The sequence below is a fragment of the Parvibaculum sedimenti genome (assembly GCF_009184905.1).
GTDB classification, from domain to species: Bacteria; Pseudomonadota; Alphaproteobacteria; order Parvibaculales; family Parvibaculaceae; genus Parvibaculum; species Parvibaculum sedimenti.
Genome location: NZ_WESC01000002.1, coordinates 300,663 through 324,135, shown reverse-complemented (window position 1 = coordinate 324,135; position 23,473 = coordinate 300,663). Strand labels below are relative to the sequence as shown.

The 23,473-nt window shown below is 62.8% G+C and carries 22 protein-coding genes and 1 tRNA gene; 12 read left to right on the top strand and 11 right to left on the bottom strand.

The window, feature by feature from the left end; all coding sequences use genetic code 11:
* Positions 1-4: 4 nt before the first annotated feature.
* Together trxA and F2P47_RS03395 are read right to left on the bottom strand one after the other, a co-directional pair.
* Positions 5-910, bottom strand: coding sequence for a thioredoxin (gene trxA / locus F2P47_RS03400; protein ID WP_152214743.1), 906 nt, complete (start codon positions 908-910; stop codon positions 5-7).
* Between the two features lie 117 nt (positions 911-1,027).
* Entirely contained in the window at positions 1,028-1,588 is a 561-nt protein-coding gene (locus F2P47_RS03395; protein WP_152214742.1) for a prolyl-tRNA synthetase associated domain-containing protein, read from the bottom strand.
* Positions 1,589-1,749: 161 nt separating this feature from the next.
* Between F2P47_RS03395 and F2P47_RS03390 the strand changes: the two genes are divergently transcribed.
* From F2P47_RS03390 to F2P47_RS03380, 3 genes are all read left to right on the top strand, one after another.
* A tRNA-Gly gene (locus tag F2P47_RS03390) sits at positions 1,750-1,824 on the top strand.
* Between the two features lie 211 nt (positions 1,825-2,035).
* On the top strand, positions 2,036-2,458 hold the full coding sequence (locus tag F2P47_RS03385) for a GFA family protein (RefSeq protein WP_152214741.1): 423 nt from the start codon (positions 2,036-2,038) through the stop codon (positions 2,456-2,458).
* A 50-nt stretch (positions 2,459-2,508) separates the two neighbouring features.
* Positions 2,509-2,910, top strand: coding sequence for a rhodanese-like domain-containing protein (locus F2P47_RS03380; RefSeq protein WP_152214740.1), 402 nt, complete (start codon positions 2,509-2,511; stop codon positions 2,908-2,910).
* 24 nt (positions 2,911-2,934) lie between these two features.
* Here the strand turns inward: F2P47_RS03380 and F2P47_RS03375 are convergent, their stop codons facing one another.
* Both F2P47_RS03375 and F2P47_RS03370 read right to left on the bottom strand, forming a co-directional pair.
* On the bottom strand, positions 2,935-3,738 hold the full coding sequence (locus F2P47_RS03375; protein ID WP_185680924.1) for an FkbM family methyltransferase: 804 nt from the start codon (positions 3,736-3,738) through the stop codon (positions 2,935-2,937).
* A 114-nt stretch (positions 3,739-3,852) separates the two neighbouring features.
* Positions 3,853-4,815 (bottom strand): ATP-grasp domain-containing protein, encoded by a 963-nt coding sequence (locus tag F2P47_RS03370; protein WP_152214738.1) that lies wholly within the window; start codon positions 4,813-4,815, stop codon positions 3,853-3,855.
* A 98-nt stretch (positions 4,816-4,913) separates the two neighbouring features.
* On the opposite strand from F2P47_RS03370, the gene F2P47_RS17585 reads away from it, so the two are divergent.
* The 5 genes from F2P47_RS17585 (at position 4,914) to F2P47_RS03350 (ending at position 8,422) form a co-directional block, all read left to right on the top strand.
* Positions 4,914-5,060, top strand: a complete 147-nt coding sequence (locus F2P47_RS17585; protein ID WP_185680923.1) for a hypothetical protein — start codon at positions 4,914-4,916, stop codon at positions 5,058-5,060.
* 66 nt (positions 5,061-5,126) lie between these two features.
* Complete coding sequence (locus tag F2P47_RS03365) at positions 5,127-6,113, top strand: aKG-HExxH-type peptide beta-hydroxylase (RefSeq protein WP_152214737.1); 987 nt, start codon at positions 5,127-5,129, stop codon at positions 6,111-6,113.
* 207 nt (positions 6,114-6,320) lie between these two features.
* Positions 6,321-6,542 carry a hypothetical protein gene (locus tag F2P47_RS03360; RefSeq protein ID WP_152214736.1) on the top strand — a complete coding sequence of 74 codons (222 nt, stop codon included), beginning with the start codon at positions 6,321-6,323 and terminating at the stop codon, positions 6,540-6,542.
* 116 nt (positions 6,543-6,658) lie between these two features.
* Complete coding sequence (locus tag F2P47_RS03355) at positions 6,659-7,147, top strand: YchJ family protein (protein WP_152214735.1); 489 nt, start codon at positions 6,659-6,661, stop codon at positions 7,145-7,147.
* A gap of 84 nt (positions 7,148-7,231) precedes the next feature.
* Entirely contained in the window at positions 7,232-8,422 is a 1,191-nt protein-coding gene (locus tag F2P47_RS03350; protein WP_152214734.1) for a glycosyltransferase family 87 protein, read from the top strand.
* Here F2P47_RS03350 and F2P47_RS03345 read toward each other — a convergent pair.
* A complete protein-coding gene (locus tag F2P47_RS03345) occupies positions 8,391-9,647 on the bottom strand; it encodes an MFS transporter (RefSeq protein ID WP_152214733.1) in 1,257 nt (418 codons plus the stop codon). The genes F2P47_RS03350 and F2P47_RS03345 overlap by 32 nt on opposite strands.
* Positions 9,648-9,835: 188 nt before the next feature.
* Here F2P47_RS03345 and F2P47_RS03340 point away from each other — a divergent pair, with 188 nt between their 5' ends.
* Together F2P47_RS03340 and F2P47_RS03335 are read left to right on the top strand one after the other, a co-directional pair.
* The gene (locus tag F2P47_RS03340) at positions 9,836-11,302 is read left to right on the top strand and encodes an MFS transporter (RefSeq protein WP_152214732.1); all 1,467 of its coding nucleotides are present in this window, start codon (positions 9,836-9,838) and stop codon (positions 11,300-11,302) included.
* Positions 11,299-12,678 (top strand): MFS transporter, encoded by a 1,380-nt coding sequence (locus tag F2P47_RS03335; protein WP_152214731.1) that lies wholly within the window; start codon positions 11,299-11,301, stop codon positions 12,676-12,678. Before F2P47_RS03340 ends, F2P47_RS03335 begins: the two co-directional genes overlap by 4 nt.
* 82 nt (positions 12,679-12,760) lie before the next feature.
* Here the strand turns inward: F2P47_RS03335 and purH are convergent, their stop codons facing one another.
* The 5 genes from purH to htpX all read right to left on the bottom strand — a co-directional run bounded on the left by purH (position 12,761) and on the right by htpX (position 19,424).
* Entirely contained in the window at positions 12,761-14,377 is a 1,617-nt protein-coding gene (purH, locus tag F2P47_RS03330) for a bifunctional phosphoribosylaminoimidazolecarboxamide formyltransferase/IMP cyclohydrolase (RefSeq protein ID WP_152214730.1), read from the bottom strand.
* A gap of 79 nt (positions 14,378-14,456) precedes the next feature.
* Entirely contained in the window at positions 14,457-16,415 is a 1,959-nt protein-coding gene (locus F2P47_RS03325; protein WP_152214729.1) for a heparinase II/III family protein, read from the bottom strand.
* The gene (rpe, locus tag F2P47_RS03320) at positions 16,378-17,049 is read right to left on the bottom strand and encodes a ribulose-phosphate 3-epimerase (RefSeq protein WP_152214728.1); all 672 of its coding nucleotides are present in this window, start codon (positions 17,047-17,049) and stop codon (positions 16,378-16,380) included. Before rpe ends, F2P47_RS03325 begins: the two co-directional genes overlap by 38 nt.
* A gap of 111 nt (positions 17,050-17,160) precedes the next feature.
* A complete protein-coding gene (locus F2P47_RS03315) occupies positions 17,161-18,486 on the bottom strand; it encodes an RsmB/NOP family class I SAM-dependent RNA methyltransferase (RefSeq protein WP_152214727.1) in 1,326 nt (441 codons plus the stop codon).
* Positions 18,487-18,557: 71 nt separating this feature from the next.
* Positions 18,558-19,424, bottom strand: a complete 867-nt coding sequence (gene htpX, locus F2P47_RS03310; RefSeq protein WP_152214726.1) for a zinc metalloprotease HtpX — start codon at positions 19,422-19,424, stop codon at positions 18,558-18,560.
* Positions 19,425-19,543: 119 nt separating this feature from the next.
* Here htpX and F2P47_RS03305 point away from each other — a divergent pair, with 119 nt between their 5' ends.
* Positions 19,544-19,792: a DUF1674 domain-containing protein gene (locus F2P47_RS03305; protein ID WP_152214725.1), complete on the top strand. Its 249-nt coding sequence runs from the start codon at positions 19,544-19,546 to the stop codon at positions 19,790-19,792.
* A 718-nt stretch (positions 19,793-20,510) separates the two neighbouring features.
* On the opposite strand, the gene acs is transcribed toward F2P47_RS03305, so the two are convergent.
* Entirely contained in the window at positions 20,511-22,451 is a 1,941-nt protein-coding gene (acs, locus tag F2P47_RS03300; RefSeq protein WP_152214724.1) for an acetate--CoA ligase, read from the bottom strand.
* Positions 22,452-22,629: 178 nt separating this feature from the next.
* Here acs and F2P47_RS03295 point away from each other — a divergent pair, with 178 nt between their 5' ends.
* Positions 22,630-23,472 carry a sulfotransferase gene (locus F2P47_RS03295; RefSeq protein WP_152214723.1) on the top strand — a complete coding sequence of 281 codons (843 nt, stop codon included), beginning with the start codon at positions 22,630-22,632 and terminating at the stop codon, positions 23,470-23,472.
* Position 23,473: the final 1 nt, after the last annotated feature.

Below are 23,473 nucleotides of genomic sequence, written 5' to 3'. Positions count from 1 at the left end.
CGGCCTAGCTGAACATGATGGAGGACAGGCGGCGGCGCCCGGAAAGCGTCACCTCGTCCTTCGGGCCATAGGCGTCGAAGAATTCGACAAGCTGCTTCCTTGCCGCCTGCTCGTTCCAGTTGCGGTCATATTCGAAGCTGATGAGAAGCTGGTCGACCGCGCCCTCCTTGTCGCCCTTTGCATTGAGCGCCAGCGCAAGGTTGAAGCGCGCTTCGTGATCCTTGGGGTTCTTCTCGATCCGGGCGAGGAGTTCGCCGACATCGCCCGCATCCGCCGACTTCTCGGCGAGCGAAAGCGCGGCTTGCGTCGCCGTGATCTCGGGATCGTTCTTGGCGTCGGGGCGGACAAGACCGAGCGTCTGGCGCGCGCGCTCGAAATCGCCGCTCTCTATATAGCAGCGCGCGAGGCCCGCGACGGCGGCCGGAAGGCCGGGCTCGAGCTGGATCGCACCGGCAAAGGCCTGCGCGGCGGCGGAAAGGTCCTTCGCCTCGAAGGCGGCATGTCCCGCTTCCACCAGTTCCTCGGCGGGCGAGGGGCCGACGCCGCCGGCGAGCTTCTCGATGAAGGCGCGGACCTGGCTCTCGGGCAGGGCGCCCATGAAGCCGTCGACGGGCTGGCCGTTCTTGAAGGCGAAGACGGCGGGGATCGACTGGATGCGAAGCTGCTGGGCGACGGCGGGATGGTCGTCGATGTTCATCTTGACGAGCCGAACCGCACCGCGGGCGGCCAGCACCAGCTTTTCGAGCACGGGCGTGAGCTGCTTGCAGGGGCCGCACCAGGGGGCCCAGAAGTCGACGATCACGGGCACCTGCATCGAGGCGTCGAGCACGTCGGCGGCGAAGGTCTGCGTCGTTGTGTCCTTGATCAACTCGCCGGCGGGCGCGGCGCTCGTTCCAAATGTCGGTTCCATCTCGAGCCTTCCTCTGGCGCCGCGGGTCGGCGGCAGCCGCATTTCGCTCAGGTCAATGTGGGGCCTGCGCTATTTGAAAACAATGGTTTAGCGGCTCCGGCCCTCATCGGGCAAGGGTCACTCGTCGCCTTCCGCACCTTGCGCGGCGACGAGGTCGATGATGAGCGGCTCATGGGCCGTCAGCCGCAGAAAGCGCAGCAGGCCGTCGCGGGAAATGGCCGTGGTCGCCGTGTTTTCGAGCGGGTGATAGTGGAGCCGCTCATGCGCCAGCATGGGCTCGTCGAGGATGACGGTGATTTCTCCGGCCGGATCGTTGGCGAGGGCAAATGGCGTGACCGAGCCCGGCCGGACGCCGAGCTTTTCCCACATGAGATCGGCATTGCCGAAGGAGAGCCGCGCCGAGCCGATGGGCTTCGACAGGCGGTTGAGCTTCAGCTCACGGTCCTCAAGCGTCACGATGAGGAAAAGCGCGCCCTTCTTGTCCTTTAGAAACAGGTTCTTGCAATGGCCGCCCCCCACCCAGTCCGGGCCCCAACTCGCGCGGGCAACCTGCGCTTCCTCGACGGTGTGAAGGGGCTCGTGATGGCGGGTTTCATGGGGAATGCCCGCCCGGTCGAGCCAGGCGAGGAAATCTTCCTTGGTGTGAATCGGGGGCTCTGCGGGCCGGGTGTCGGGCATATGTTTTCCTCGCATGACGGCATGCCGCCCCGCAAGTCCGGCCCGGGTAAAATTCCCCCTTTTCCCGTCCGATACCCGCATTGCCCCCCTTGCAATGCGCGAAACGATGGGTCATAAGACGGTCCTCACGAACGGCGGCTTTGGCCGCGCGTTCCATGGATGCGGGTGTAGCTCAGGGGTAGAGCACAACCTTGCCAAGGTTGGGGTCGAGGGTTCGAATCCCTTCGCCCGCTCCAAATTTCCGACATTCCGGAATGAAATCGGCCCTTACCGGGGCCGTTTTTCGTTTGCTTGCGTGCCACGCTGCTGACTCGGGTGGTTCCGCTGCCCCATTGTATGCGCACGCGACGCTCCCTTTTCACCGCGCCATTTAGTGTGTTCAATGGCTCGTCCCGTCGGCTCCTTGCGCTCGTGGATATGCCGATGGCGACCGAAGGGGAGGGAGCCATGTCTCACATCGGAAAATGTTTTTGCGGCGCCGTCGAGCTGGAAGTCACCGGCTCGCCGGAAGCGATGGGCTATTGCCACTGCAGGTCCTGTCGCTCCTGGTCCGGCGGACCGGTGAATGCCTTCAGCCTCTGGAAGCCGGAGGCGGTGCGGATCACGGCAGGTGCCGAGCATGTCGCGACGTTCCAGAAGACCGAACTCAGCCAGCGCAAATATTGCTCGAAATGCGGCGGGCATCTGATGAACAATCATCCGCCGCTCGGACTTGTGGATGTCTACGCCGCAACGATCCCTACGCTGACATTCACCCCCGGCGTTCACGTCAATTACGCCGAGACGGTTCTGCCGATGCGCGATGGCCTGCCCAAGCTGAAGGATTTTCCGGCGGAGTTCGGCGGGTCCGGCGAGGAAATTCCGGAATAGCGCCGTTGCGCCGGACGGCGAATAGTCACCGCATGGATGAGGAGTAAGAGATGGCTACAAGTCTCAAGCAACTGATGGAAGCAGCCAACGCCGCAGTGCCGCGCGTTACGCCCGCCGAGGCGCGTCAGATGATCGGCAAGGGAAACGTACTACTGGTCGACGTGCGCGACGCGCCGGAGGTGGAGCAGACCGGCAAGGTTGCGGGCGCCTTGCACGTCTCGCGTGGCATGCTGGAATTCCGCGCCGATCCCGAGTCTCCCTACCACGACAAGAATTTCACGAAAGACAAAACGGTGATCCTCTATTGCGCCTCGGGAGGCCGCTCGGCGCTCAGCGCCAAGGCGCTCAAGGATCTCGGCTATGAGCACGTTTACAATCTGGGCGCGTTCAAAGACTGGGTCGAGGGCGGCGGCGCTGTCGACAAGCCAATCGAACCCGGAATGTCACGGTAAGATCGGGCGCGTCGTTTTTCTTGATTACAGCGGATCGAGCGATGCGTGCGTATCGTACCAGTCCGCCGCGGGTAATTGGGGGTTCTGATTTTTGACGATGCCGAAGTCGCCGTTCAGAAAGTAGCCCCGGAAAATGCCCTTATAGACTTCGATGCACTCGAAGATATCCATCCATCGCCCCGGTGTTTCTTCGCCGAAGGGACCGGAACTGCCGGGAATGAATTTGTGCTGGATGGCATTTCCGTGCCGGCCCAGCATCTCGCCATTGTGCAATCCGATCAGATTCTGGTTCACCACCTTGAACTTTCGGTAGCCGAGCTGCTTCATTGCGACGAGTTCGTTGAGAAGCCGCGTCCAGTTCAGCTTTTCAGACTCGATCGAAATGTAGCGCGGCATTGAGGGCGCGTTGGCGAGCGAGCGCAGCGCCAGAAGGTCATTTCCTTCGATGTCGATCTTGCAATAAAGCGGTACGCCGAATTTCGCGACGATGTTCACGAGCTTTTCGGCGTTGACCCTGATTTCGCGAATGTTCTGCCCCGGTCGCAAGGCGTTGTTGCGCTCGACCCAGCTCTTGTTGGCCGTGCTCCAGACCGACACGTCGTCATTCACATAAAAGCTGATCGGCTCGCTCGAATCCGATATCGCGCAGTTCAGGATGCGCAGCTTGTTTGCGGTGACGTAGGAGGAAAACTTTTCTCCTATGAGCTTGCAATTGTCCGGCACCGCGTCGATTGCGACGACGTCGAATCCCTTCTTCAGATAGAATTCAGTGTCTTCGCCATGATGTGCGCCGACGTCGTAAATCAGCCTGTCATTGATGTTCAGCACGAAGCGCCCGTCCCAAGAAGAATAGGGTGGATCATAGGCTATTTGTTGTCTCGTGCGCGCCGTTAGACCTATCCGGATTTGTACCGATCCCCGAGGTGCGACTTCCCGCCGCTCTCAAGGCATCCAGGGGCTCATGAAGAACCGGCGCCTGTCTCTGCGGAACTGTGTCGCAAAAGGTTCCCCGTCCAGTCTCACGGCCGGCTTGCCGACGGCACTGTCGAGTACCTTCACGGCCGCCGCCATCGCGTCGCGGGCATGGCGCGAATTGGCCAGGCGTTGATCGGACCAGTGTTCGGTCAGTTCGCCGATCATCGGGTTCGTATTGATTTCGTAGATTTGTGGCTTCCCGCCCACGATGCCGAAATCCGCGCGCCCGTAATCGATGCCCGCGGCTTCGAAGGCCGACATCAGGTGCTTCCCATAGGGGTTTTGCCGTAGCAATTCCCGTTCCTCTTCATATTGCTGAGCCTCCGCCACCGCCGCACCGTATTTTGCAATCCAGTCGAGACTGTGCACCGACAGCGCGGGAACGATCGTATCGCCGATCCGGTAGGCTGCGAGCTTGCGGAAAATGCCGGTGTTCGTCGGCTCGGCGGCATATTCGACGAAATGAAGATCGCTCAAGGGGTGGCCAGCCGTGAGCGCCTCCTGCAGTGCGCGCTGCGCGTCCTCCGGCGTGTGCAGCAGCCCCGCCAGTACGCCGCGATGCGCGGCTTGCGTTCTCAGGAATACGGGAAAGCGTCCGGGGCTTTCGTCCAGTTCCGGACTCCAGCTGCGGAAGTCGTTGATTTTCTTCCGGTGCATCAGTTGAAGGAAGGCGTGGCGGCGGCGAAATCGTCCGGGATCGTTGAGTACTCGGCAGCCCGCGCTTTCAAGCACCCGGAATGCCTTGGCCGCGAGCTCCAACTCCCAGGGACTCAGCCGATCGAAGTCGGTGAAAATATAAGTTGCGTACGGAAGAGCGCGCCTTCTGAACAATTTCCAATATGAGAAACGTTGTAGAGCAGCGGGCCTGCACCACTCCGCGAGGGCGGCGTGAGTGTATTTATGCGTTTCTGTCGTGACGATAACGATCAAAAGAAAGGCCTCCGCGGCGCGAACATGATGCCGGAGCATTGCCTATTCACGGGGGCAATGTTAAAGATTTTTCAGGTTCGCACTTTGTGGAGGACAAAATGCAGGTCAAACTTCAGCTCACGAAGCTTCTGGGTTTCCGAATTCTTGTTGCCGCCGGCGAGCCTGTCACCAGTGCCAAGATCGGCGAAAAGATTGGCGGCAAGCCGGGCGTCAAGGTTGGCATGAAGCCGCCTGCCGATTTTTGAGATCTTAGCTTCTATTCGCAGGCATCGGCCAATCTTCATCTGCCTTGAGCGCGGCGGGACGTTTGGATGAAGGCGTTTCACGCATTTGAACCAGATGCCGATCGCGCGGTCGCGCTCGATCTCAGAATGCATATGGGGCTGGCCGACAGTCTGGAACATATTTCAGAGCAGCTTGCCAGCGTTCCCAGCTTCGATGTTGCGCAGCTTGCGACCGTTATTTTGAAGCTGAGAAATGGCGTCCGGTTTTCACCGGGCATATTCGGCTGGTATTACGAACTGGTTCTGGCGCTTCTCGATGAGCGCGACGAAGCGGCTTCGTGTGCATTTCAGAACATCCTGAAGACGAAGCCAGCCGGGCCTGGCTTCGTCGTTCGTGCAATGGCGGCACCGGCGGTAGATGCGGAATGCGATCTTTATCGCCGGCGTATCGGCCCGGAGATGACGGACCTCTTTCAGCCGCCCGCCCCGGAGGCCGTCGAGAATTTCAGAGGGCGGTTCGACGCAGGCTATGAGCTTCTCAATGGGGCGCTTCCCGAGCTTGCCGGAGAAATCGGCGCGCTGGTTCGCGAGGTGGTTCTGGCGACAAGCCCGGATGGAGCGCCGCTTCAGTTTGATGGTGCGTCGGCCTATCAGCTTTGGGGGCTTCTCTTCCTCAATCCCAAATTTCATCCAACGCCGGTCGCGGTGGCGGAAGTGCTGGCCCATGAATCGGCGCACTCACTGCTTTTCGGCTTCACCTTCGACGAGCCGCTGGTTTTCAACGACGATGACGAACTCTATCCCTCGCCGCTGCGTCTCGATCCCCGGCCCATGGATGGCATTTATCACGCGACCTACGTGTCGGCGCGCATGCATTGGGCGATGACACGGCTGGCGGCCTCTCCGCCTCTCGACGAAGAAATGCGCGCGGCGGCCGCTGCGGCGGCCTCTTCGGACAGGGAGAACTTTGAGAAGGGCTATGAGATCGTGGCTCGATATGGGCGCCTCTCGGCGACGGGCGAAGCCCTGATGGCGGGTGCGCGGGCCTATATGTCGGGGCTTGGCGTGGCTTGAGCCGTGCAGGGGAGTGCTCCGTACTCGCCGCCGCGAGGACGAGGCAAGAGCCTCATTTGCTTTCTTTATGAACATACAAGGTGCTGCATCCGCCCGCTTCCGGACTTAACATCCGCTCACTCGCGAATCCGGGATAGCGTCGGGCGTTCCGTTGCGTATCCTTGCGAGGATTTGGCACTAACAGTTTGAAAGCGCGGCGGGCGGGAAATGTCCATTGAACTCATTACCACTGTGGCGGCCTTTCTGGGTGCAGGCGCGGTCGCGGGTCTTTCGCTGGTGCGCGCCGGGCGGCCGCCCGATCCGCTCAAGGTCAGGCTCATCGACTATAATTACGTCGCCATTTTCGCAGTCGCGATCATGCTCGTCATTGGGGCCCATCTCGTGACGCTCATAGCGGGGCACCCGGTCACAGGTCGGCGTTTCGGCTGAAAAATCGGAAGGGAGCCCCTGCGGTCTTCCTGGCCGGGCATCTTGCGGCTTGTCATTCAGCGGGAAGCGTTGCATAGAGCCAGCGCATCGCAATCGAGTGGAGCGGAGTTGCCGCCATGAGCCAAGCCTGTCCCTGCCAGTCCGGCAAAACCCTTGCCGAATGCTGCGGCCCTTATCTCTCCGGCGCGGCCCTGCCGCCCAAGGCGGAAGCCCTGATGCGCTCGCGTTATTCGGCCTTTGCGACCGCGAATGTCGATTACCTTGAAGAGACGTTGATGCCCGGCACGCGCGACGACTTCGACCGGGAGGCGGCGCTGCGCTGGGCGACATCGAGCGAATGGCCGGGCCTCCAGATCCGCTCCGTCGACGCGGGCGGCGCGGGCGATACCGATGGCTATGTCGAATTCGTGGCTCTCTTCCGCCAGAACGGCCAGGATCAGGTGCATCACGAAACGGGCCATTTCGGCAAGAAAGATGGCCGCTGGTACTATATCGACGGCATCGGCGGCACCCGCCCGCGCCGCGTCGAGAAAATCGGCCGCAACGATCCCTGCAGCTGCGGATCGGGCAAGAAGTACAAGAAGTGCTGCGGGCTGGCCGCCTGAACCGGTCTCGGTAAAGAATTTGGAAAGAGGCGGTGTCTAGTCTCGTCCCGTGCCGCGCATCATGCGGCGACAGGGGAGACAGTCTTGAGCGCCATACCGATTGAGACGCTGTTTGACGAAGAGCGCATGCGCGTCTATCCGCGCCTTTCGCTCCTCATCTATCTTCTTGCCGCCATCGCTGTCGTCGCAAGCTCGACCGCGCTCATCGACGTTTTCGGCAAGCCGCTTGGCTATGATTTCATCACCTTCTGGAGCGCCTCGCTGCTGACGCTTCAGGGGCATGCGGCCGACGCGTTCGACTTTCAGAAGATATTCGCCGCGCAGCGCATTGCCGTGCCGGCCGGCCAGAGCATCTTCCTCTGGCACTATCCGCCGACCTTCCAGCTCCTTGCCGCGCCGCTCGCGCTTCTGCCTTATCTCGTTTCCTATCTCGTCTTCACCTTCGGCACGCTCGCGCTTTACGTGATCACCTGTGGGCGGCTGCTGAAGCTGAAGGAAGCCACAATTCTCCTCGTCGCCTTTCCCGGGGTCTTCATCTGCGCCTTTCACGGCCAGAACTCGTTTCTGTCGGCTGCCCTTTTCGCGGGCGCGGTTCTGGCTATGGAACGGCGCCCGGCACTGGCGGGCGTGCTGCTCGGCCTTCTGGCCTTCAAACCGCAATTCGGCCTTCTCATCCCGGTGGCGCTTATCGCGTCGCGTCAATGGCGTCTCTTCTTCATCACCGGCGCGACGGCGGCAGCTTTCGCGCTGGTCGCGACGCTCGTCTTCGGCGTCGATCTGTGGCTCGCCTTTTTCAAGGATGCGCCGGTCGTGCGTCAGATCATGGAGTCGGGCTTCCTGCCCTGGGGCAAGATGCCGAGCGCTTTCATTTTCCTGCGCATGCTCGGGGTGCCTGCGATGCTTGCCTATGCCGCGCAGATTCTGACGGCGGCCGGGGCCGCTGCCGCGGTGGCCTGGGTCTGGTACCGGCAAGGCCCGACGCGGCTCGCTTTCGCCGTTCTCGTTTCGGCGACGCTGCTGCTCACGCCCTATATCTTTGACTACGAATTCGCGATCCTCGCCGTTCCGCTCGCCATTCTCGCGAGCGACATGGTGGATCGCGGCGCGACGCGGAACGAAAAGATCGCCCTTGTTGCGCTTTACGGCGTGCCGGCGATTGCGGCGCCGCTTGCGGGCGCGACGCATCTCCAGATCGGCTTTCCGCTGCTTCTTCTCGCCCTTGGCTTCTCGGTGCGCCGCGCGCTCAGTCGACAGGCGGAGGCGTCGTCGTTGTGAAGGCGACGCCGCGCTTCTCGACGCCGAGCGTCGCGAGGAGCGCGAGCACAACGGCAACACTCGCCGCGACGGAGGCCAGCGCGAAGCTGTAGTCGCCGCCCCGTCCCTCCGCCAGCGCCGCCTGTAGCGGCGCGGCCAGCGACACGATCAGATTTCCAAGCTGATAGGCAAAGCCCGGAAAGGTGCCGCGCACCTCGTTCGGCGACAACTCGTTCAGATGGGCGGGCACGATGCCCCATGCGCCCTGCACCGCGATCTGGATCAGGAATGCACCGATCGCGAGGAATATGGGCGTGGAGGAATAGGCCCAGAGCGGAATGACCGGCAGCGCCAGCAGCGCCATGGTGGCGATCATTCGCCGGCGGCCGAAGCGCTCCGAAAGCGTGCCGGAGGTGAGGCCGCCGATGATCGCGCCGATATTTCCGATGACGACGATGATGCCGACGGAATGTGCGTCGAAAGAATGCTGTTCGCGCAGGAAGGTCGGGTAGAGATCCTGCGTACCGTGGCTGAAAGCGTTGAAGGCTGCCATCAGCAGAATGGAATAGAGGAAGAGCCAGATGTGTTTCCGGCCAATGCGCGCCATGTCTTTCGCATGGGCGATGATTCCCTCGGCGCGCTTTTCCGCATGGGCAAGGAAGACCGGCGATTCCTCGACGCCCCGGCGGATATAGAGGACGAGAAGGGCGGGTGCCGCGCCCAGAATGAACATGCCGCGCCAGCCGATCTGCTCGAAGAAAAGGCCGAAGACGACAGAGGCGATGAGATAGCCGGTGGGGTAGCCCGTCTGCAGCAGGCCCGAAACGGGCCCACGCAGGCGCGGCGGGATCGACTCCATCGCAAGCGAAGCGCCGATGCCCCATTCACCGCCCATGGCGATGCCGAAAAGCACGCGCAGGATGAGGAGGGCCGTCATGGAAGGCGCGAAACCCGACAGTAATTCCATCACGGAATAGAAGAGCACGTTCGCCATCAGGACGGGGCGGCGTCCAAAGCGGTCGGCCGCGAGGCCGAAGACCAGCGCGCCGACGGGCCGCATCATCAATGTGAGTGCGATGGCGTAGCTGACCGTTTTGACGCTGGTCGAGAATTCCGCCGCCACATCCTTCAGCACGAATACGAGGATGAAGAAGTCGAAGGCGTCAAGCGTCCAGCCGAGATAGCTCGCAAGGACGGTGTTTCTCTGTTTCGGCGTCAGCGTCCGAAGGTCCGACAGGATCGACATGCTCCCCCCTCTGCAAGTCTTGTCAGCGATCTCGCGGAGATTAAAGACTTCGCCGCTTCGCGCAATGGCTCCCGCCTTTCCTGTCCGCCCGCTTTATGCTCCAATCCCCGCCGCGACGCAGGAAAGGGCCGTGATCTCCGGATCGTCAGAAGCACCTCCGCGTTCGCGGCGAGCGAGGAGGACGTTCTGTGGATGTGATCGAGAAGCTGGCGGAAGTGCGCGAGGCGTTTGAAAACGATCCGCATCCCCCTCATGGCCTGTCGGCGACCGGCGACGCGGCGGCGGACGGCAAGGGTCAGTGGAGCTGGGCGCTTTTCGAATGGGCGCGCAATCCTTACGTGATCCTCATCACCATCTACATTTTCTCGCCGTATTTCTCGAATGTCGTCGTCGGCGATCCGGTGAGAGGGCAGGCGATCTGGGGCCATATCAACGGCATTGCGGGCTTCTTCATCGCAGCGCTCGGCCCCGTGCTCGGCGCGATTGCGGATACGGGCGGAAAGCGCAAGCCGTGGATCGCTTTCTTCGTTGCCATCATGGTGCCCGCAACCTTCGCGCTCTGGTGGGCGCTGCCGGGGGGGCAGGGGCTTTCCATCCTCGCTATCGCGGCGCTGGTCGTCGCCGTCTCAGTCGCGTTTGAATTTTCCGCGGTGTTTCACAATTCGATGCTGCCTGCGGTCGCGCCGCATGAGCGCATCGGGTTTCTTTCAGGCCTCGGCCTTGCGCTCGGCAATGCGGGCGCGCTGCTCATCCTTTGCTTCATGCTCTGGGCCTTCATGTTGCCCGGCATGGTCGGCTGGAGTTTCATTCCGGCCAAGGCGCTTTTCGGCATCGACGTGAACGCTTTCGAGAACAGTCGCATCGCCGGGCCGATCTGCGCTATCTGGATGGCGCTCTTCACGCTGCCGCTTCTTCTCTGGACGCCGGATGTGAAGGGCGAGGGCGTGCCCGTGGCTGTCGCGATCAGGCGCGGGCTTCGCACAGTCGTCAAGACGGTGCTGAAGCTTCGCCAATATCGCAACGTGGCCGCCTATCTCATCGCACGCATGTTCTACAATGACGGCAAGACGGCGGTGCTGGTTTTCGGCGGCGTCTATGCGGCGGGCGTTTTCCACTGGAATGCGCTGACGCTCACCATCTATGGCATTGTGCTTTCGATCTTTGCGGTCGGGGGCGGCATTTTCGGCGGCTGGCTTGACGACAGGTTCGGCTCGAAACGCGCCATCATTATTTCCATCGGCGGCACGGCGCTGGGCGTCGTCCTCGCGGTTTCGATCACGCCGACCGAACTCTTCTTTTTCTGGCCGCATGATCCCGCGACGCCACCGCTCTGGAGCCTGCCATTTTTCCGCACGCTGCCCGAGCTTCTTTATCTGATGGTGGTTCTGCTCATCGCCATCTGTATCACCGCAGCCTATGCCAACAGCCGCACCATGCTCGCCCGCATCGCACCCGTCACCAAGATGTCGGAATTTTTCGGCATTTATGCGTTGTCGGGAACGGCGACGGCCTTTCTCGGGCCGACGCTGGTGGGCTTTGCAACGGATTTCTTCGAGAGCCAGCGGGCTGGCTTTGCATCCGTGCTTGTTCTTCTTGTCTTGGGGCTTATCGGTATGTTCTTTGTACGTGAAGAACGCGCGGAGGCAATCGATTGACCACACGTACAGAGCGCGAGCCTGCGTCCACGCTCGCGCAGGCCGCATGGGTTTGCTATGAATGGGCGAACCAGCCCTATTTTTCTCTCGTCACAATTTTTCTCTTTGCGCCTTATCTCACTGCCACGGTGGTTGGCGATCCGGTGAAGGGTCAGGCGATCTGGGGTTATACCCAGGCGATTGCTGGCATCATCATCGCATTGTCGAGCCCGCTTCTCGGCGCGATGGCTGATGCGGCCGGCCCGCGCAAACCCTGGATCACCTTCTTCACGATCTTCTGCGCGTTGGGCTGCTTCGGCCTATGGATCGCGGTGCCCGGGTCGCCGGTGTTGCCGATCATGCTCTCGCTCATCGTCGCCTCGGTCGGCATGGAATTCGCGATCATCTTTGCGAATGCGATGTTGCCCACCATCGCCTCGGAGCGACGCATCGGGCTTCTCTCCGGTATCGGCATCGGTGTGGGACAGCTCGCAGCCATCGTCGCGCTTGTGATCGTGCTCATCTGCCTGCAATTGCCGGGCGTGGTGCATACCTCCTTCATTCCCGATGCGCCCCTCTTTGGACTTTCGAAGGAGGCGCATGAGACGGATCGCATCGTTGGGCCGATCTCGGGCACCTGGTTCGTCGTCTTCATGCTGCCGTTGCTTTTGATCGTTCCCGATCAGAAGCATCGCGGCCTCTCGCGCGTGGAGGCGGCCAAGGCCGGCATCGTCCGCCTCGGCCATACGATCAGCAAGGCGTGGCACTTCCGGAATGTTGCGCTCTATCTCGTTTCGCGCCTGGCCTTTTATGACGGCATGAGTGCGATCTTCGTTTTCGGCGGCATTCTCGCGGCCTCGATCTTCCACTGGGGCGCGATGGAGATGGCGGTCTATGGTGTCTGGGCGACGCTTTTTGCAGCGCTCGGCGCCTTTGCCGGCGGATGGACGGATCAGCGTTTCGGTTCGAAGAAGACGCTGATGGTTTCGCTGGCGCTGGCGCTGGTCGCTTTTCTGGTGTTGATGTCCTTTGACCGCGACCAGATTTTCTTTTTCATTCACGTCGATGTCGCGCCGGACGCGAAGCCTTTCACGACGCTGCCGCAACAGGGCTTCCTTATCACCATAGCCTTCTTCGCGCTGATGGCGGGCCCAACCATCGCGTCGAGCCGCACCATGCTTGCACGCATTGCACCGATCGAAATGATGACGGAGTTCTTCGGGCTCTATTCGCTGGCAGGCAAGGCGACGACCTTCGTCGCGCCCTTGCTCATCGGCCTTGTGACGTCCTTGAGCGGGAGCCAACGCATTGGATTGATGGTGGTGGTGCCGCTGATCGTGCTCGGTATCGCCATGCTCTCCTTTGTGCGCGAGGAGCGGGCGACCGCGATCGAGTAGGGCGACCTTCGCCAGAGCAATCTGAAAATGAAAAGACCCCGGGGTGAACCCCGGGGTCTTTTTCGATTGCGTTGGTCGGCCTTCAGTGCCGGAAGTGGCGCATTCCCGTCATGACCATGGCGAGGCCCTTTTCGTCAGCCGCCGCGATCACTTCCTCGTCGCGCATGGAGCCGCCGGGCTGGATCACCGCCGTCGCGCCGGCTTCCGCCGCCGAGAGAAGGCCGTCGGCGAAGGGGAAGAATGCATCCGACGCCACGACCGAGCCGATGGTCGCGGGCTGCGAGGCGCCAACGGCCTCCGCCGCATCGAGCGCCTTGCGGGCGGCGATGCGGGCCGAGTCCACGCGGCTCATCTGGCCTGCGCCCACGCCGACCGTCGCGCCGTTCTTCACGTAGACGATGGCATTCGACTTCACATGCTTGCAGACGCGGAAGGCGAATTTGAGGTCGGCGAGTTCCTGCGCGGTCGGCTGGCGTTTCGTGACCACCTTGAGGTCGAGCAGATCGATGCGGCCATTGTCGCGCGACTGAACGAGAAGACCGCCCGCGACCGACTTCACGGTGAGGCCGGGGGCGCCCGCATCCGGCAAGCCGCCGGTGATGAGCAGGCGCAGATTCTTCTTCGCGCCGATGATGCGGCGCGCATCCTCGTCGGCATCGGGCGCGATGATGACTTCGGTGAAGATCTTGGCGATCTCTTCGGCCGTCTCGCCGTTGAGCGGCAGGTTCGAGGCGATGATGCCTCCGAAAGCCGAGACGGGATCGCAGGCCAGCGCCTTGCGGTATGCATCGGCGAGTGAGGCGCCGGTCGCGACGCCGCAGGGGTTCGCGTGTTTGATAATGGCGATGGCCGGCGCGAGTTTCGGGTCGAACTCGGCGACGAGCTCGAAGGCGGCGTCTGTATCGTTGATATTGTTGTAGGAGAGTTCCTTGCCCTGAAGCTGCGTTGCGGTGGAAACGCCCGCGCGGTTCTCGCCCGTGGTGTAGAAGCTCGCGATCTGATGCGGGTTCTCGCCGTAGCGGAGCGTCTGTTTCAGGTGGCCGCCGAAAGCGCGATAGTCCGGCGCGGTGTCCTTCAGTTCCTCGGCGAACCAGTTCGAGATCGCGGCGTCATAGGTCGCCGTGCGCGAATAGGCCTTGTGGGCAAGGTGCTTTCGCAACGCGAGCGAGGTGCCGCCCTTCGCCTTGATTTCTTCGATGACGGAGGCATAGTCCGAACCCTCCACGATAACCGCCACATAAGCATGGTTCTTTGCCGCTGCGCGGATCATGGCCGGGCCGCCAATGTCGATATTCTCGATGCATTCGTCATAGGCCGCGCCCTTCGCCACCGTCGCCTCGAAGGGGTAGAGGTTGACGCAGAGAAGGTCGATCGCGCCGATGCCGTGCTCTTCCATCGCCGCCCTGTGCTCGGCGTCGTCGCGCACCGCGAGAAGGCCGCCATGAACCTTGGGGTGCAGCGTCTTCACCCGGCCATCCATCATCTCAGGGAAGCCGGTGAGGTCGGAAACGTCCTTCACCGGCAGGCCCGCCGCCGCGATCGCCTTGGAGGTGCCGCCGGTCGAAACGAGCTCGACGCCCGCCTCATGCAGCGCCTTTGCGAAGTCGATCAGCCCCGTCTTGTCGGAGACGGAAAGAAGGGCGCGGCGCACCGGCTGGATGTCGGCGGCCTTGGGGGCGGGTTTTGCGGAGACGGACATGGGCTGCTCTTTCGAGGCTTGAAGGGGGTGTGATGCCGGGGCGGATAGCACAAAACGGTCTTATCCGCCATCGAAGCGGCTAAAGATCGGGCAATTCGGGGAGTTCGGGTGCTTCCCGCTTGGCCGGAGCACCTGAAACCCGCTTCCAGGCCCAGTTAACCTTGGCTTCGCCCCGGAAAACCTTGGAGACGACGACGATCTGCTCGGCGCGCCGGGTTGTGTCGCCGCCGCCCAGATAGACGCTTTCCTCGATGGTCAGCGGCACTTCGACGCCTGCGATCCGGGCGTAGAGCTGCCAGCCCTCGCCATTGCCGAGCCGCACCAGCGCGCTTGCCCCCTCTTGGGAGAGCGAGAGCTTGGCGTCCGGGTGCAGGTGGAAGCGGATCGCGAAGGCTGGGTCCTCGGGCGGCTTGTGCCAGTAGCGGCGCTGCCACGGAAAGGCCTTGCGCGGCTCGTTGGTGACCAGCAGATCCTCGCCACGCAGTTCATCGCCCGCGCCTGAGAAGAAGAGGCGGCGGCGATGGACGAGGCCGAAGAGCTTTTCGTAGCCGTTATGGCTCGCTTCGAGCCAGATGCCGCTGTCGTTCTCATGGCGGCGGCTTTCGACCCGGGTCGGGCCTTCCATGGTGCGGGCACCGAGCAGCGCGCGGGTGAATTTACCGCGCAGGATGCGGGCCGACGAGGTGTCGGCGAGCACCAGCGTCGAATGGGCGGCGGTGGCGCGGCTGGCGGCTTCCCAGTCGGGGCCGAGCACGCGGGTCGTGCCGCAATTGACGATTAGGCGCGATTTCCCCGAGCTGATCTCGAAGGAAAGACAGCCCGCATGGGCGTCGTGGCTGTAGCGGCCGGGGGGCGGCGGACCGGTATCGGCGATGAGCCGCGCATGACCGGCGGCCATGCGCTGATAGCCGGAATGCGGTGCGAAGCCGAAGGGCTTGCCGCGCGTATCGTCGTAGGCGAGCACGGCATCGATGGCGCCGTCGAGACCTTCATTCGCGCCGTTGAAAAGCGCGAGCCGTCCGTCGCCATGCCGGAAGAAGCGCAGCATCGGCATCATGCGGTCGACGGCGTCGCGGATGGGCTTCGGCACCTCGAGCCCACGCGCGGCCATGGCGTCGCGCAGCGAGATGAGGTCGAGCATGATCGACAGGATTGCCGCCGGATTGCGGCTGACATGGCCGCCATCGGCCAGCACCTGACGGTTGAGTTCGCGGCAGACGAGGCGCAGACCCTTTTCGAGGCGCTTCTCGCCTTCGGAAAGACAGAGGCCGGAAAAGGCAAGGCCGAGCGCCGCCGTCAGCCGCTTCTCGCCCGCAGGTGCCAACGCCGCCGTTCGCGCGAGGTGGCGCGCCTGCCGGGCCATGTTGCGCAGCAGCGTCGAGCGATAGATGAGGTCCGAGCCGTCGATGATGAGGGCGCCGTTCGCAACCCATGAGGTGAGGCGGCGGCCGATCACATGCGGCGCCCAAGCAATCCGGTCCCAATGGGCGGATTGTTGCGTCATCCAGCCGGCGACGAGCGTTTGCGCATAGGTCCGCGCGGCGTCGCCGCCCGCGGCGGTGAAATGGCGCAACCAGGAGAAACCGTGAAGTTCTTCAGCCCATGCGTCGGTGGGTGGCGTTGCGGCGAAGGGCGAGCCGCCATCCGTCTTCACTTGCCCGCCGGGAAGCGACCAGCGGCCCTGAAAGAGCGCCTCCGCCTTGTCGGCGAGGCCGGGCCGGAGATCGCGCGGATAAAGTACCATGTGGTCGGGCATGGGGCCGCGCAGCGTCTGGCCATAGGCCCATGTCGCATAGGTGCGGGCGAGCATCACATCGCGTGCGCGCACCAGCGCGGCGCCGACAAGGTCGACCGCGCGATTGCCGGGCGGCATCGAATAATAGGTAGGCGAAGACTGCGCCTCCACGACGGGCGATCCCGGCTGAGGCGGATCGATCTCGACTTCCGTCATATGCGCCATGCCGCTTGCCTGCGGCCTCCCGCTGTCGGTGCGCGCTTCTTCAAGCGGCTCCGCGAAGGGTCGCGATGTTTCTTGCATAGGCGGCCTCTCCGCCCTTGAACGTCGCCGTGCCGGCGACAAGCACGTTGGCTCCGGCCGCAATGGCGCGGGGCGCCGTCTCGAAATTGATGCCGCCATCGACTTCGAGGTCGATGCCGGGATTCTCCTGATCGATCCGCTTGCGGATGATCTCGATCTTCTTCAACTGGCTTTCGATGAAGCTCTGCCCGCCGAAGCCCGGATTGACGCTCATCACGAGGACAAGGTCGATATCGCCAAGGAGCGGCCAGAGCATTTCGACCGGGGTGCCCGGATTGAGCGCGAGGCCGGGCTTCGCGCCCGCCGCGCGGATCGCCTGAATGGTGCGGTGCGGATGGGGCCCTGCTTCCGGATGGAAGGAGATGATGTCTGCGCCCGCCTTGGCAAAAGCCTCGATATAGAGGTCGACCGGCGAGATCATCAGATGAACGTCGAACGTTTTTTCCGAGTGCGGGCGCAGCGCCTTCACGACATCGGGGCCGATGGTGATGTTCGGAACGAAGTGGCCGTCCATCACGTCGACATGGATGTAGTCGGCGCCGGCATCGGAAATGGCGCGAACCTCCGCGCCAAGCTTCGCGAAGTCGGAGGCGAGGATCGACGGGGCGATCTTGATGGGAGATTTGCCGCTCATATACCGCTCTCGAGACCCGAACCGGGCAGCGGAAAACTGCCCAAAACACTAAATCTTGGCTGTTTCCCTGCTTAACAGCTTGAATCTTGTGGCGCAAGGCTGGGTCGAGGGTCAGGTGCGCCGGATGAGCCTCGCCGCATAAAAGCCGTCCATGCCGCCTTCCTCCGCCAGATGGCAGGGCAGGGTGCGCAGGTCGCCTTCGGGTGTCACGAGTTCGGCGAGGCCGCCAACCTCCGCCGCCTCAATGGGGCGGCGGGCGAAGTTTGCGTGGCGGTAGAGGAAGCGCTCGATCTGGTCGGGGCCTTCCTGGCGTTCGAGCGAACAGGTGCAATAGACGAGCGTGCCGCCGACAGAGAGCAGTCGCGCCGCATGGTCGAGAATGCGCGTCTGGAGCGCCGAAAGCCGGTCGCGGTCGGCATGGGTCTTCAGGTACAGGACGTCCGGGTGGCGGCGGGCGGTGCCGGTCGCGGTGCAGGGCGCGTCGAGCAGGATGAAGTCCCATGTCCGGCCCGGCTGCCAGCGGGCGGCGTCCTCCACCACGATCCCGGCGTCGAGGCCGGTGCGGGCGAGGTTCCGGCGCAGCCGGTCGAGGCGCTGGGGCGAACGGTCGAGCGCGGTCACGTTCGCGCCCATGCTTGCGAGTTCCAGCGTCTTGCCGCCCGGCGCGGCGCAGAGGTCGAGCACGTCGCGGCCCTTCACATCGCCGAGAAGACGGGCAGGGATCGCGGCGGCGAGATCCTGCACCCACCAGGCGCCTTCCTCGAAACCGGGCAGGGCCTCGATGCGGCCGCCTGCTTCAAGGCGCAGGCTTCCCGTCGGCATGAGCTTCGCGCCGAGACGCTCGGCCCATAGGGCGCGGTCTGCCTCCACCTTCACCGTGATGTCGAGCGGGGCCTCGCGCCACTGGCTGCGGATCGTCGCGCGGGCGGCTTCCTCGCCATAAGATTTGACCCAGCTTTTCCAGAGCCAGTCAGGCAGTGAGGCGCGTTCGGCGTCGATCCCGTTGCGAAGCGTATCGGCCTCGCGTGTGAGCCGGCGCAAGGCCGCATTGACCAGCGATTTGAAATGCCGCGCATCGGTGTCGCTCGCTGCCGCCTCTACGGCCAGATCGACGGCGGCATGAGGTGCGACGCCGAGGAAGAGGATTTCGGCAATGGCGGTGCGAAGGATCGTCTGTGTGGGCCCCGCGCGCTTCGGCAGCGGCTTTTCGATGAGGCGCGAGAAGATGAGGTCGATTTCGCCCAGATGCCGAAGCGTGGTGCCTGCGATGGCGCGGGCAAAGCCCTTGTCGGCTGCCGCTGCGTCGCGCAGCGCGCCCTTGGTCACTTCATCCGCGAAGGCCTCGTCCAGCGCGCGCGCCTTGCCGAGAACGCTCGCGACCAGCCGCTGCGCGGCAAGCCGCGCGGGAAGGCCCGGTTCATTGTTCGTTTCGTTCATGGGGCAGGCTTATCGCATGAGCGGTGCGAGGGCCAGCGGCGGATTGATGCGGGAACTTCGCCCGCTGACGATCAGCCCCAGGGGCTGCCATTCGCGCGCGCGTCGGCGGCGGCGAGTTCCCGGAGCTTCGCCACGCGGTTCGCGGTCGAGGGATGCGTCGAGAAAAGACTGTCGCGGCCATGTCCCGAAAGCGGGTTGATGATGAACATATGCGCGGTGGCCGGGTGCGCCTCCGCCGCGAGGTTCACGCGCTCATGCGCCGCGCGGTCGATCTTTTCCAGCGCCGAGGCGAGCCAGAGCGGACGGCCGGAAATCTCCGCGCCTGCGGCGTCGGCGTCATATTCGCGCGTGCGGCTGATCGCCATCTGCACGAGGCCGGCCGCGATGGGCGCGAGGATCGCGAGCGCCAGCGTGCCGATGAAGCCGCCATTGTTCTCGCGGTTGCCGCCGAAGAAGAAGGCGAAATTCGCAAGCATCGAGATCGCGCCCGCTATCGTCGCCGTAATCGTCATGGTGAGCGTGTCGCGGTTGCGGATATGGCTCAGCTCATGCGCCATCACGCCCGCGAGTTCTTCCGGCGTCAGCATCCGGAGAAGGCCGGTTGTCGCGGCGACGGCGGCGTGTTCCGGGTTGCGGCCCGTGGCGAAGGCGTTGGGCTGGTCGTTCTCGATGATGTAGGTCGCCGGCATCGGAATGCCGGCATTCTCCGCGAGCTGGGCGACGAGGCGCACATATTGCGGCGCCGTCGTCTCATCCACGCGCTGGGCGCCATACATGGAGAGAACCATGCGGTCGGAATTCCAGTAGGCGAAAAGGTTCATCGCCGCAGCGACGAAAAAGGCGATCGTCGCGCCGCCCGTGCCGCCGATCAGATAGCCGAGCCCCATGAAAAGGGCGGTGAGAGCGGCGAGAAGAATGCCTGTCTTGACGGTGTTCATCGGTCTTTCGGTTCCTGTTGCGCGCCCCGCGCCGCCGGTGCATTCGGGCGGCAACTGGCGCGGCGGGGGCCGACACCTTATATGTAGCCCCGCAATCTCCCCTTCAAGCGAGTGGCCTCATGAGCGGCGAAACGGAAAATCAGGCACAGGAGCCCGGCGAGCAGGCGGAAGCGACGCCGCCCAAGGTGTTGAGCCCTGCCGCCCGGCGCGCCCTTGCCGAGGCTGAGGAACGCCGCCGGGCCGCCGATGCCGCCCGCGCCGCCGCCCCCGCCCCCCGCGAGATCAACGGCCCCAAGGGCCTCGAACTCGGCGCCGAGCCGACGCGTTATGGCGACTGGGAAGTCAAAGGCATCGTCAGCGATTTCTGAGGCCAGGGTTTCCGGTCCGTTCCGGTTCGCTTCGCGAGTCTTGACGCGCCGGAGTTGAAGGGAAAAGTGCCCGCAGGAGCGCGAAGGCGCCGTCCACGCCCGCGCCTATAGCGGGGCAAAGCGAGGGAGCTGGTATGAACTCGCCATATACCGCGCAGTTTGTAGGAAGAGCTTATCCACAGGTGTGGATGTCTTTTGCTTGCGCTGCACCCCTCGAAGCAGAGAACATGTTTTTGGTGATCGCCACCTGATTCTCTCCTGAAGGCCCGCAATGCGCCTGTACGGCGCGGGTTGCATTGTGCAATTCGGGGTTGATGGGCTCATCCCATCTCGAGAATAGGAGGCAAGTATGCGCGTACATGTACGAGCATATGAGCGCTATCGACTCGGCAGGCATGAGCACGTTTGTGCCCACACCCGCCGCTGGCCGACACAGATGTCCTTTGAGTTTTAGCGGACCGTAGGACTCTGCTTCGCCCCGTCAGGTGGCGATCACCACCCGCTTTTTACAGAAACAGTCATTTAATGGGGGCGTACCCTTCGTAAATGACGCTTCTATCACTCAAAAATGAGTGATTCATGCATCATTATTGCTGCACTTGGGACTCAACGCGCAAGCGCAAATTGCACACATGCAATCTTTTCTATGCATCTGAGTCCGACAAGATCGCAAGTGATTGCATGACTAGGCGCGCTTATGAGGCGCACGTCGTGCGCCTCAGCCCTTGTTCTGCCGGTTGTCGACGAGATCGCCGACGACGGTCGGGTCGGCCAGCGTCGAGGTGTCGCCGAGATTGGAGAAATCGTCCTCGGCGATCTTGCGCAGGATGCGGCGCATGATCTTGCCGGAGCGCGTTTTCGGCAGGCCGGGCGCGAACTGGATGAGGTCCGGCGCGGCGATGGGGCTGATCTCCTTGCGGACCCACTGCACGAGTTCCTTGCGGAGTTCCTCCGTCGGCTGCTCGCCCGCGTTCAGCGTCACATAGGCATAGATGCCCTGGCCCTTGATGTCGTGGGGATAGCCGACGACGGCGGCTTCCGCCACCTTCGCATGGGCGACGAGTGCGCTTTCGACTTCCGCCGTACCCAGACGATGTCCGGACACGTTGAGCACGTCGTCCACGCGGCCCGTGATCCAGTAATAGCCGTCCGCGTCGCGGCGGCAGCCGTCGCCGGTGAAATACATGCCGGGATACTGGATGAAATAGGTGTCGATGAAGCGCTGATGGTCGCCATAAACGGTGCGCATCTGGCCCGGCCATGAATCCGCGATGCAGAGATTGCCGGAGGTTTCGCCTTCGAGCACCTTGCCCTCGGTATCGACCACGACGGGCTTCACGCCGAAGAAGGGCAGCGTCGCCGAACCCGGCTTCTGCGCGATGGCGCCGGGAAGTGGCGAGATGAGAATGCCGCCTGTTTCCGTCTGCCACCACGTGTCGACGATGGGGCAGCGCCCGTCGCCCACGACGCGGTGATACCAGAGCCAGGCTTCCGGATTGATCGGTTCGCCGACCGAGCCGAGAAGGCGGAGCGACTTGCGGCTCGTCTTCTTCACCGGCCCGTCGCCCTCGCGCATCAGCGAGCGCAGCGCGGTGGGCGCGGTATAGAAGATGTTGACCTGATGCTTGTCGATCACTTCCCAGAAGCGCGAGGTGCTGGGATAGTTCGGCACGCCTTCGAACATCAGCGTCGTCGCGCCATTGGCGAGCGGCCCGTAGACGATGTAGCTGTGGCCCGTGACCCAGCCCACATCCGCCGTGCACCAGTAGATGTCGCCGTCCTGATAATCGAAGACATATTGGTGTGTCATCGAGGCATAGACGAGATAGCCGCCGCTGGTGTGCAGCACGCCCTTGGGCTTTCCGGTCGAGCCGGACGTATAGAGGATGAAAAGCGGGTCTTCCGCGTTCATCACTTCAGGCTGGCAATCTGCGGGAACCTTGGCGGCCTCCTCGTGATACCAGACATCGCGGCCCGCCTGCATGGCGACATCGCCGCCCGTGTGGCGCACGGTGATGACGCTGGTAACGCCGGGGCACTTCTTCAGCGCTTCGTCGGTATTCGCCTTCAGCGGAATCTTGCGGCCGCCGCGCAGGCCTTCATCGGCGGTGATGATGACGGTCGAGTCGCAGTCGACGACACGGCCGGCGATGCTGTCGGGCGAGAAGCCGGCGAAGACGACGGAGTGGACCGCGCCGATGCGGGCGCAGGCAAGCATGGCATAGGCCGCTTCCGGGATCATCGGCAGGTAGATGGTGACGCGGTCGCCCTTCTTCACGCCGCGCGCCTTCAGCACATTGGCGAAGCGGCAGACTTCGGCGTGAAGCTCCCTGTAGGTGATCTTCCGGTCGTTCTTCGGATCGTCGCCTTCCCAGATGATCGCGACCTGATCGGGCCGATCCTTCAAATGGCGGTCGACGCAGTTCACGCTGACATTGAGCGCGCCATCCTCGAACCATTTGATGTGGAGGTTCTTCGGATCGAAGGAAACGTTCTTCACCTTGGTGAAGGGCTTGATCCAGTCAATGCGTTGGGCTTCCTCGCGCCAGAACGTGTCGGGATCGCGGAGGCTCGCCTCGTAAAGCGCCTTGTAGCGCGCCTCATCGATGATGGCGCGGGCCGCCCATTCCGGCGAAACGGGAAACACTTCATTCGACATGGTGGGACGTCTCCTTGGCAGCGTGTCTTTTTAGTCTTGTAAATTGATCGGATTATGAGCGAGCGCCTTGCGCTCGGCAATCATAGCGCAGAGCGCCATGCATTATCTCTCTTTGCGATTCTGAATGGGGGCCATTAGTTTACCGACATGAAAATTTCGTAATGAGTACAGGCAGCCCATGGCGAACGCTCTCGACGGTAAGACCTTCATCCTCGGCATCGGTGCACAAAAGGCGGGCACGACCTGGCTCGCTGAGTATCTGGATAGCCGCCCCGAAGTCTTCATGGCGCCCCTCATGGAGATGCACTACTTCGACGCCAAATATGTGCCTGGGCATCGTGAGAACATCGACGCACTCTTCAAGAGAAAAGAGGGCATTCTCGCGCGGCAACAAATCTGGCCGAGTGCAAGGCGGAAAAAGCGTCTTGAGCATCTGAGGGCGCGGATGCGCATGAACGACGATGCGGCTTATGTGAAGTATTTCGAGCGCTACGTTCCGGCCGAGTGCACACATTTCAGTGAAATCACGCCGGAATACGCGTTGCTTCCGCGAGAGGTCTTCGAAAACATCAGGCGATATTTCCCGCAGACCAAAGTTGTCTTTCTGATGCGAGACCCTGTCGACCGGTTTTATTCGCAACTGCGCATGAACCTGCGGGCGGGCCGGGCGCAAGGTGGGAGTGAGGAAGAGCTCTTCGTCTCGTTCCTGAATGAGCCGCGCTACATCGACAAGACCTCTTATCAAGAGACTCTCCCGGTCGTTCGGTCGGCTTTTACCGAGGACCAGATCCATATCGCCTTTTACGAAAACCTTTTCGGCGATGCAGAAATGGCGCGTCTGTGCGATTTCCTCGGCCTGACTTTTGTACCCGGGGCATATGACAAGAAGGCCAATGCCGCCCCCAAACCCGCCAAACTCGACCCGAAGCTTGCGGCGCTCGCGCGGGAGCGTTTTGCGCCGGTCTATGATTTCTGCCGCGCGGAATTTGGCGAGCGTGTGCCCGACTCCTGGCGCACCTGAA

Bases quoted from the DNA above. Each gene is read 5' to 3' on its own strand.
- trxA (WP_152214743.1), bottom strand. From the start codon at position 910: ATGGAACCGACATTTGGAACGAGCGCCGCGCCCGCCGGCGAGTTGATC.
- F2P47_RS03395 (WP_152214742.1), bottom strand. From the start codon at position 1,588: ATGCCCGACACCCGGCCCGCAGAGCCCCCGATTCACACCAAGGAAGAT.
- F2P47_RS03385 (WP_152214741.1), top strand. From the start codon at position 2,036: ATGTCTCACATCGGAAAATGTTTTTGCGGCGCCGTCGAGCTGGAAGTC.
- F2P47_RS03380 (WP_152214740.1), top strand. From the start codon at position 2,509: ATGGCTACAAGTCTCAAGCAACTGATGGAAGCAGCCAACGCCGCAGTG.
- F2P47_RS17585 (WP_185680923.1), top strand. From the start codon at position 4,914: ATGCAGGTCAAACTTCAGCTCACGAAGCTTCTGGGTTTCCGAATTCTT.
- F2P47_RS03365 (WP_152214737.1), top strand. From the start codon at position 5,127: ATGAAGGCGTTTCACGCATTTGAACCAGATGCCGATCGCGCGGTCGCG.
- F2P47_RS03360 (WP_152214736.1), top strand. From the start codon at position 6,321: ATGTCCATTGAACTCATTACCACTGTGGCGGCCTTTCTGGGTGCAGGC.
- F2P47_RS03355 (WP_152214735.1), top strand. From the start codon at position 6,659: ATGAGCCAAGCCTGTCCCTGCCAGTCCGGCAAAACCCTTGCCGAATGC.
- F2P47_RS03345 (WP_152214733.1), bottom strand. From the start codon at position 9,647: ATGTCGATCCTGTCGGACCTTCGGACGCTGACGCCGAAACAGAGAAAC.
- purH (WP_152214730.1), bottom strand. From the start codon at position 14,377: ATGTCCGTCTCCGCAAAACCCGCCCCCAAGGCCGCCGACATCCAGCCG.
- F2P47_RS03325 (WP_152214729.1), bottom strand. From the start codon at position 16,415: ATGCAAGAAACATCGCGACCCTTCGCGGAGCCGCTTGAAGAAGCGCGC.
- rpe (WP_152214728.1), bottom strand. From the start codon at position 17,049: ATGAGCGGCAAATCTCCCATCAAGATCGCCCCGTCGATCCTCGCCTCC.
- F2P47_RS03315 (WP_152214727.1), bottom strand. From the start codon at position 18,486: ATGAACGAAACGAACAATGAACCGGGCCTTCCCGCGCGGCTTGCCGCG.
- htpX (WP_152214726.1), bottom strand. From the start codon at position 19,424: ATGAACACCGTCAAGACAGGCATTCTTCTCGCCGCTCTCACCGCCCTT.
- F2P47_RS03305 (WP_152214725.1), top strand. From the start codon at position 19,544: ATGAGCGGCGAAACGGAAAATCAGGCACAGGAGCCCGGCGAGCAGGCG.
- acs (WP_152214724.1), bottom strand. From the start codon at position 22,451: ATGTCGAATGAAGTGTTTCCCGTTTCGCCGGAATGGGCGGCCCGCGCC.
- F2P47_RS03295 (WP_152214723.1), top strand. From the start codon at position 22,630: ATGGCGAACGCTCTCGACGGTAAGACCTTCATCCTCGGCATCGGTGCA.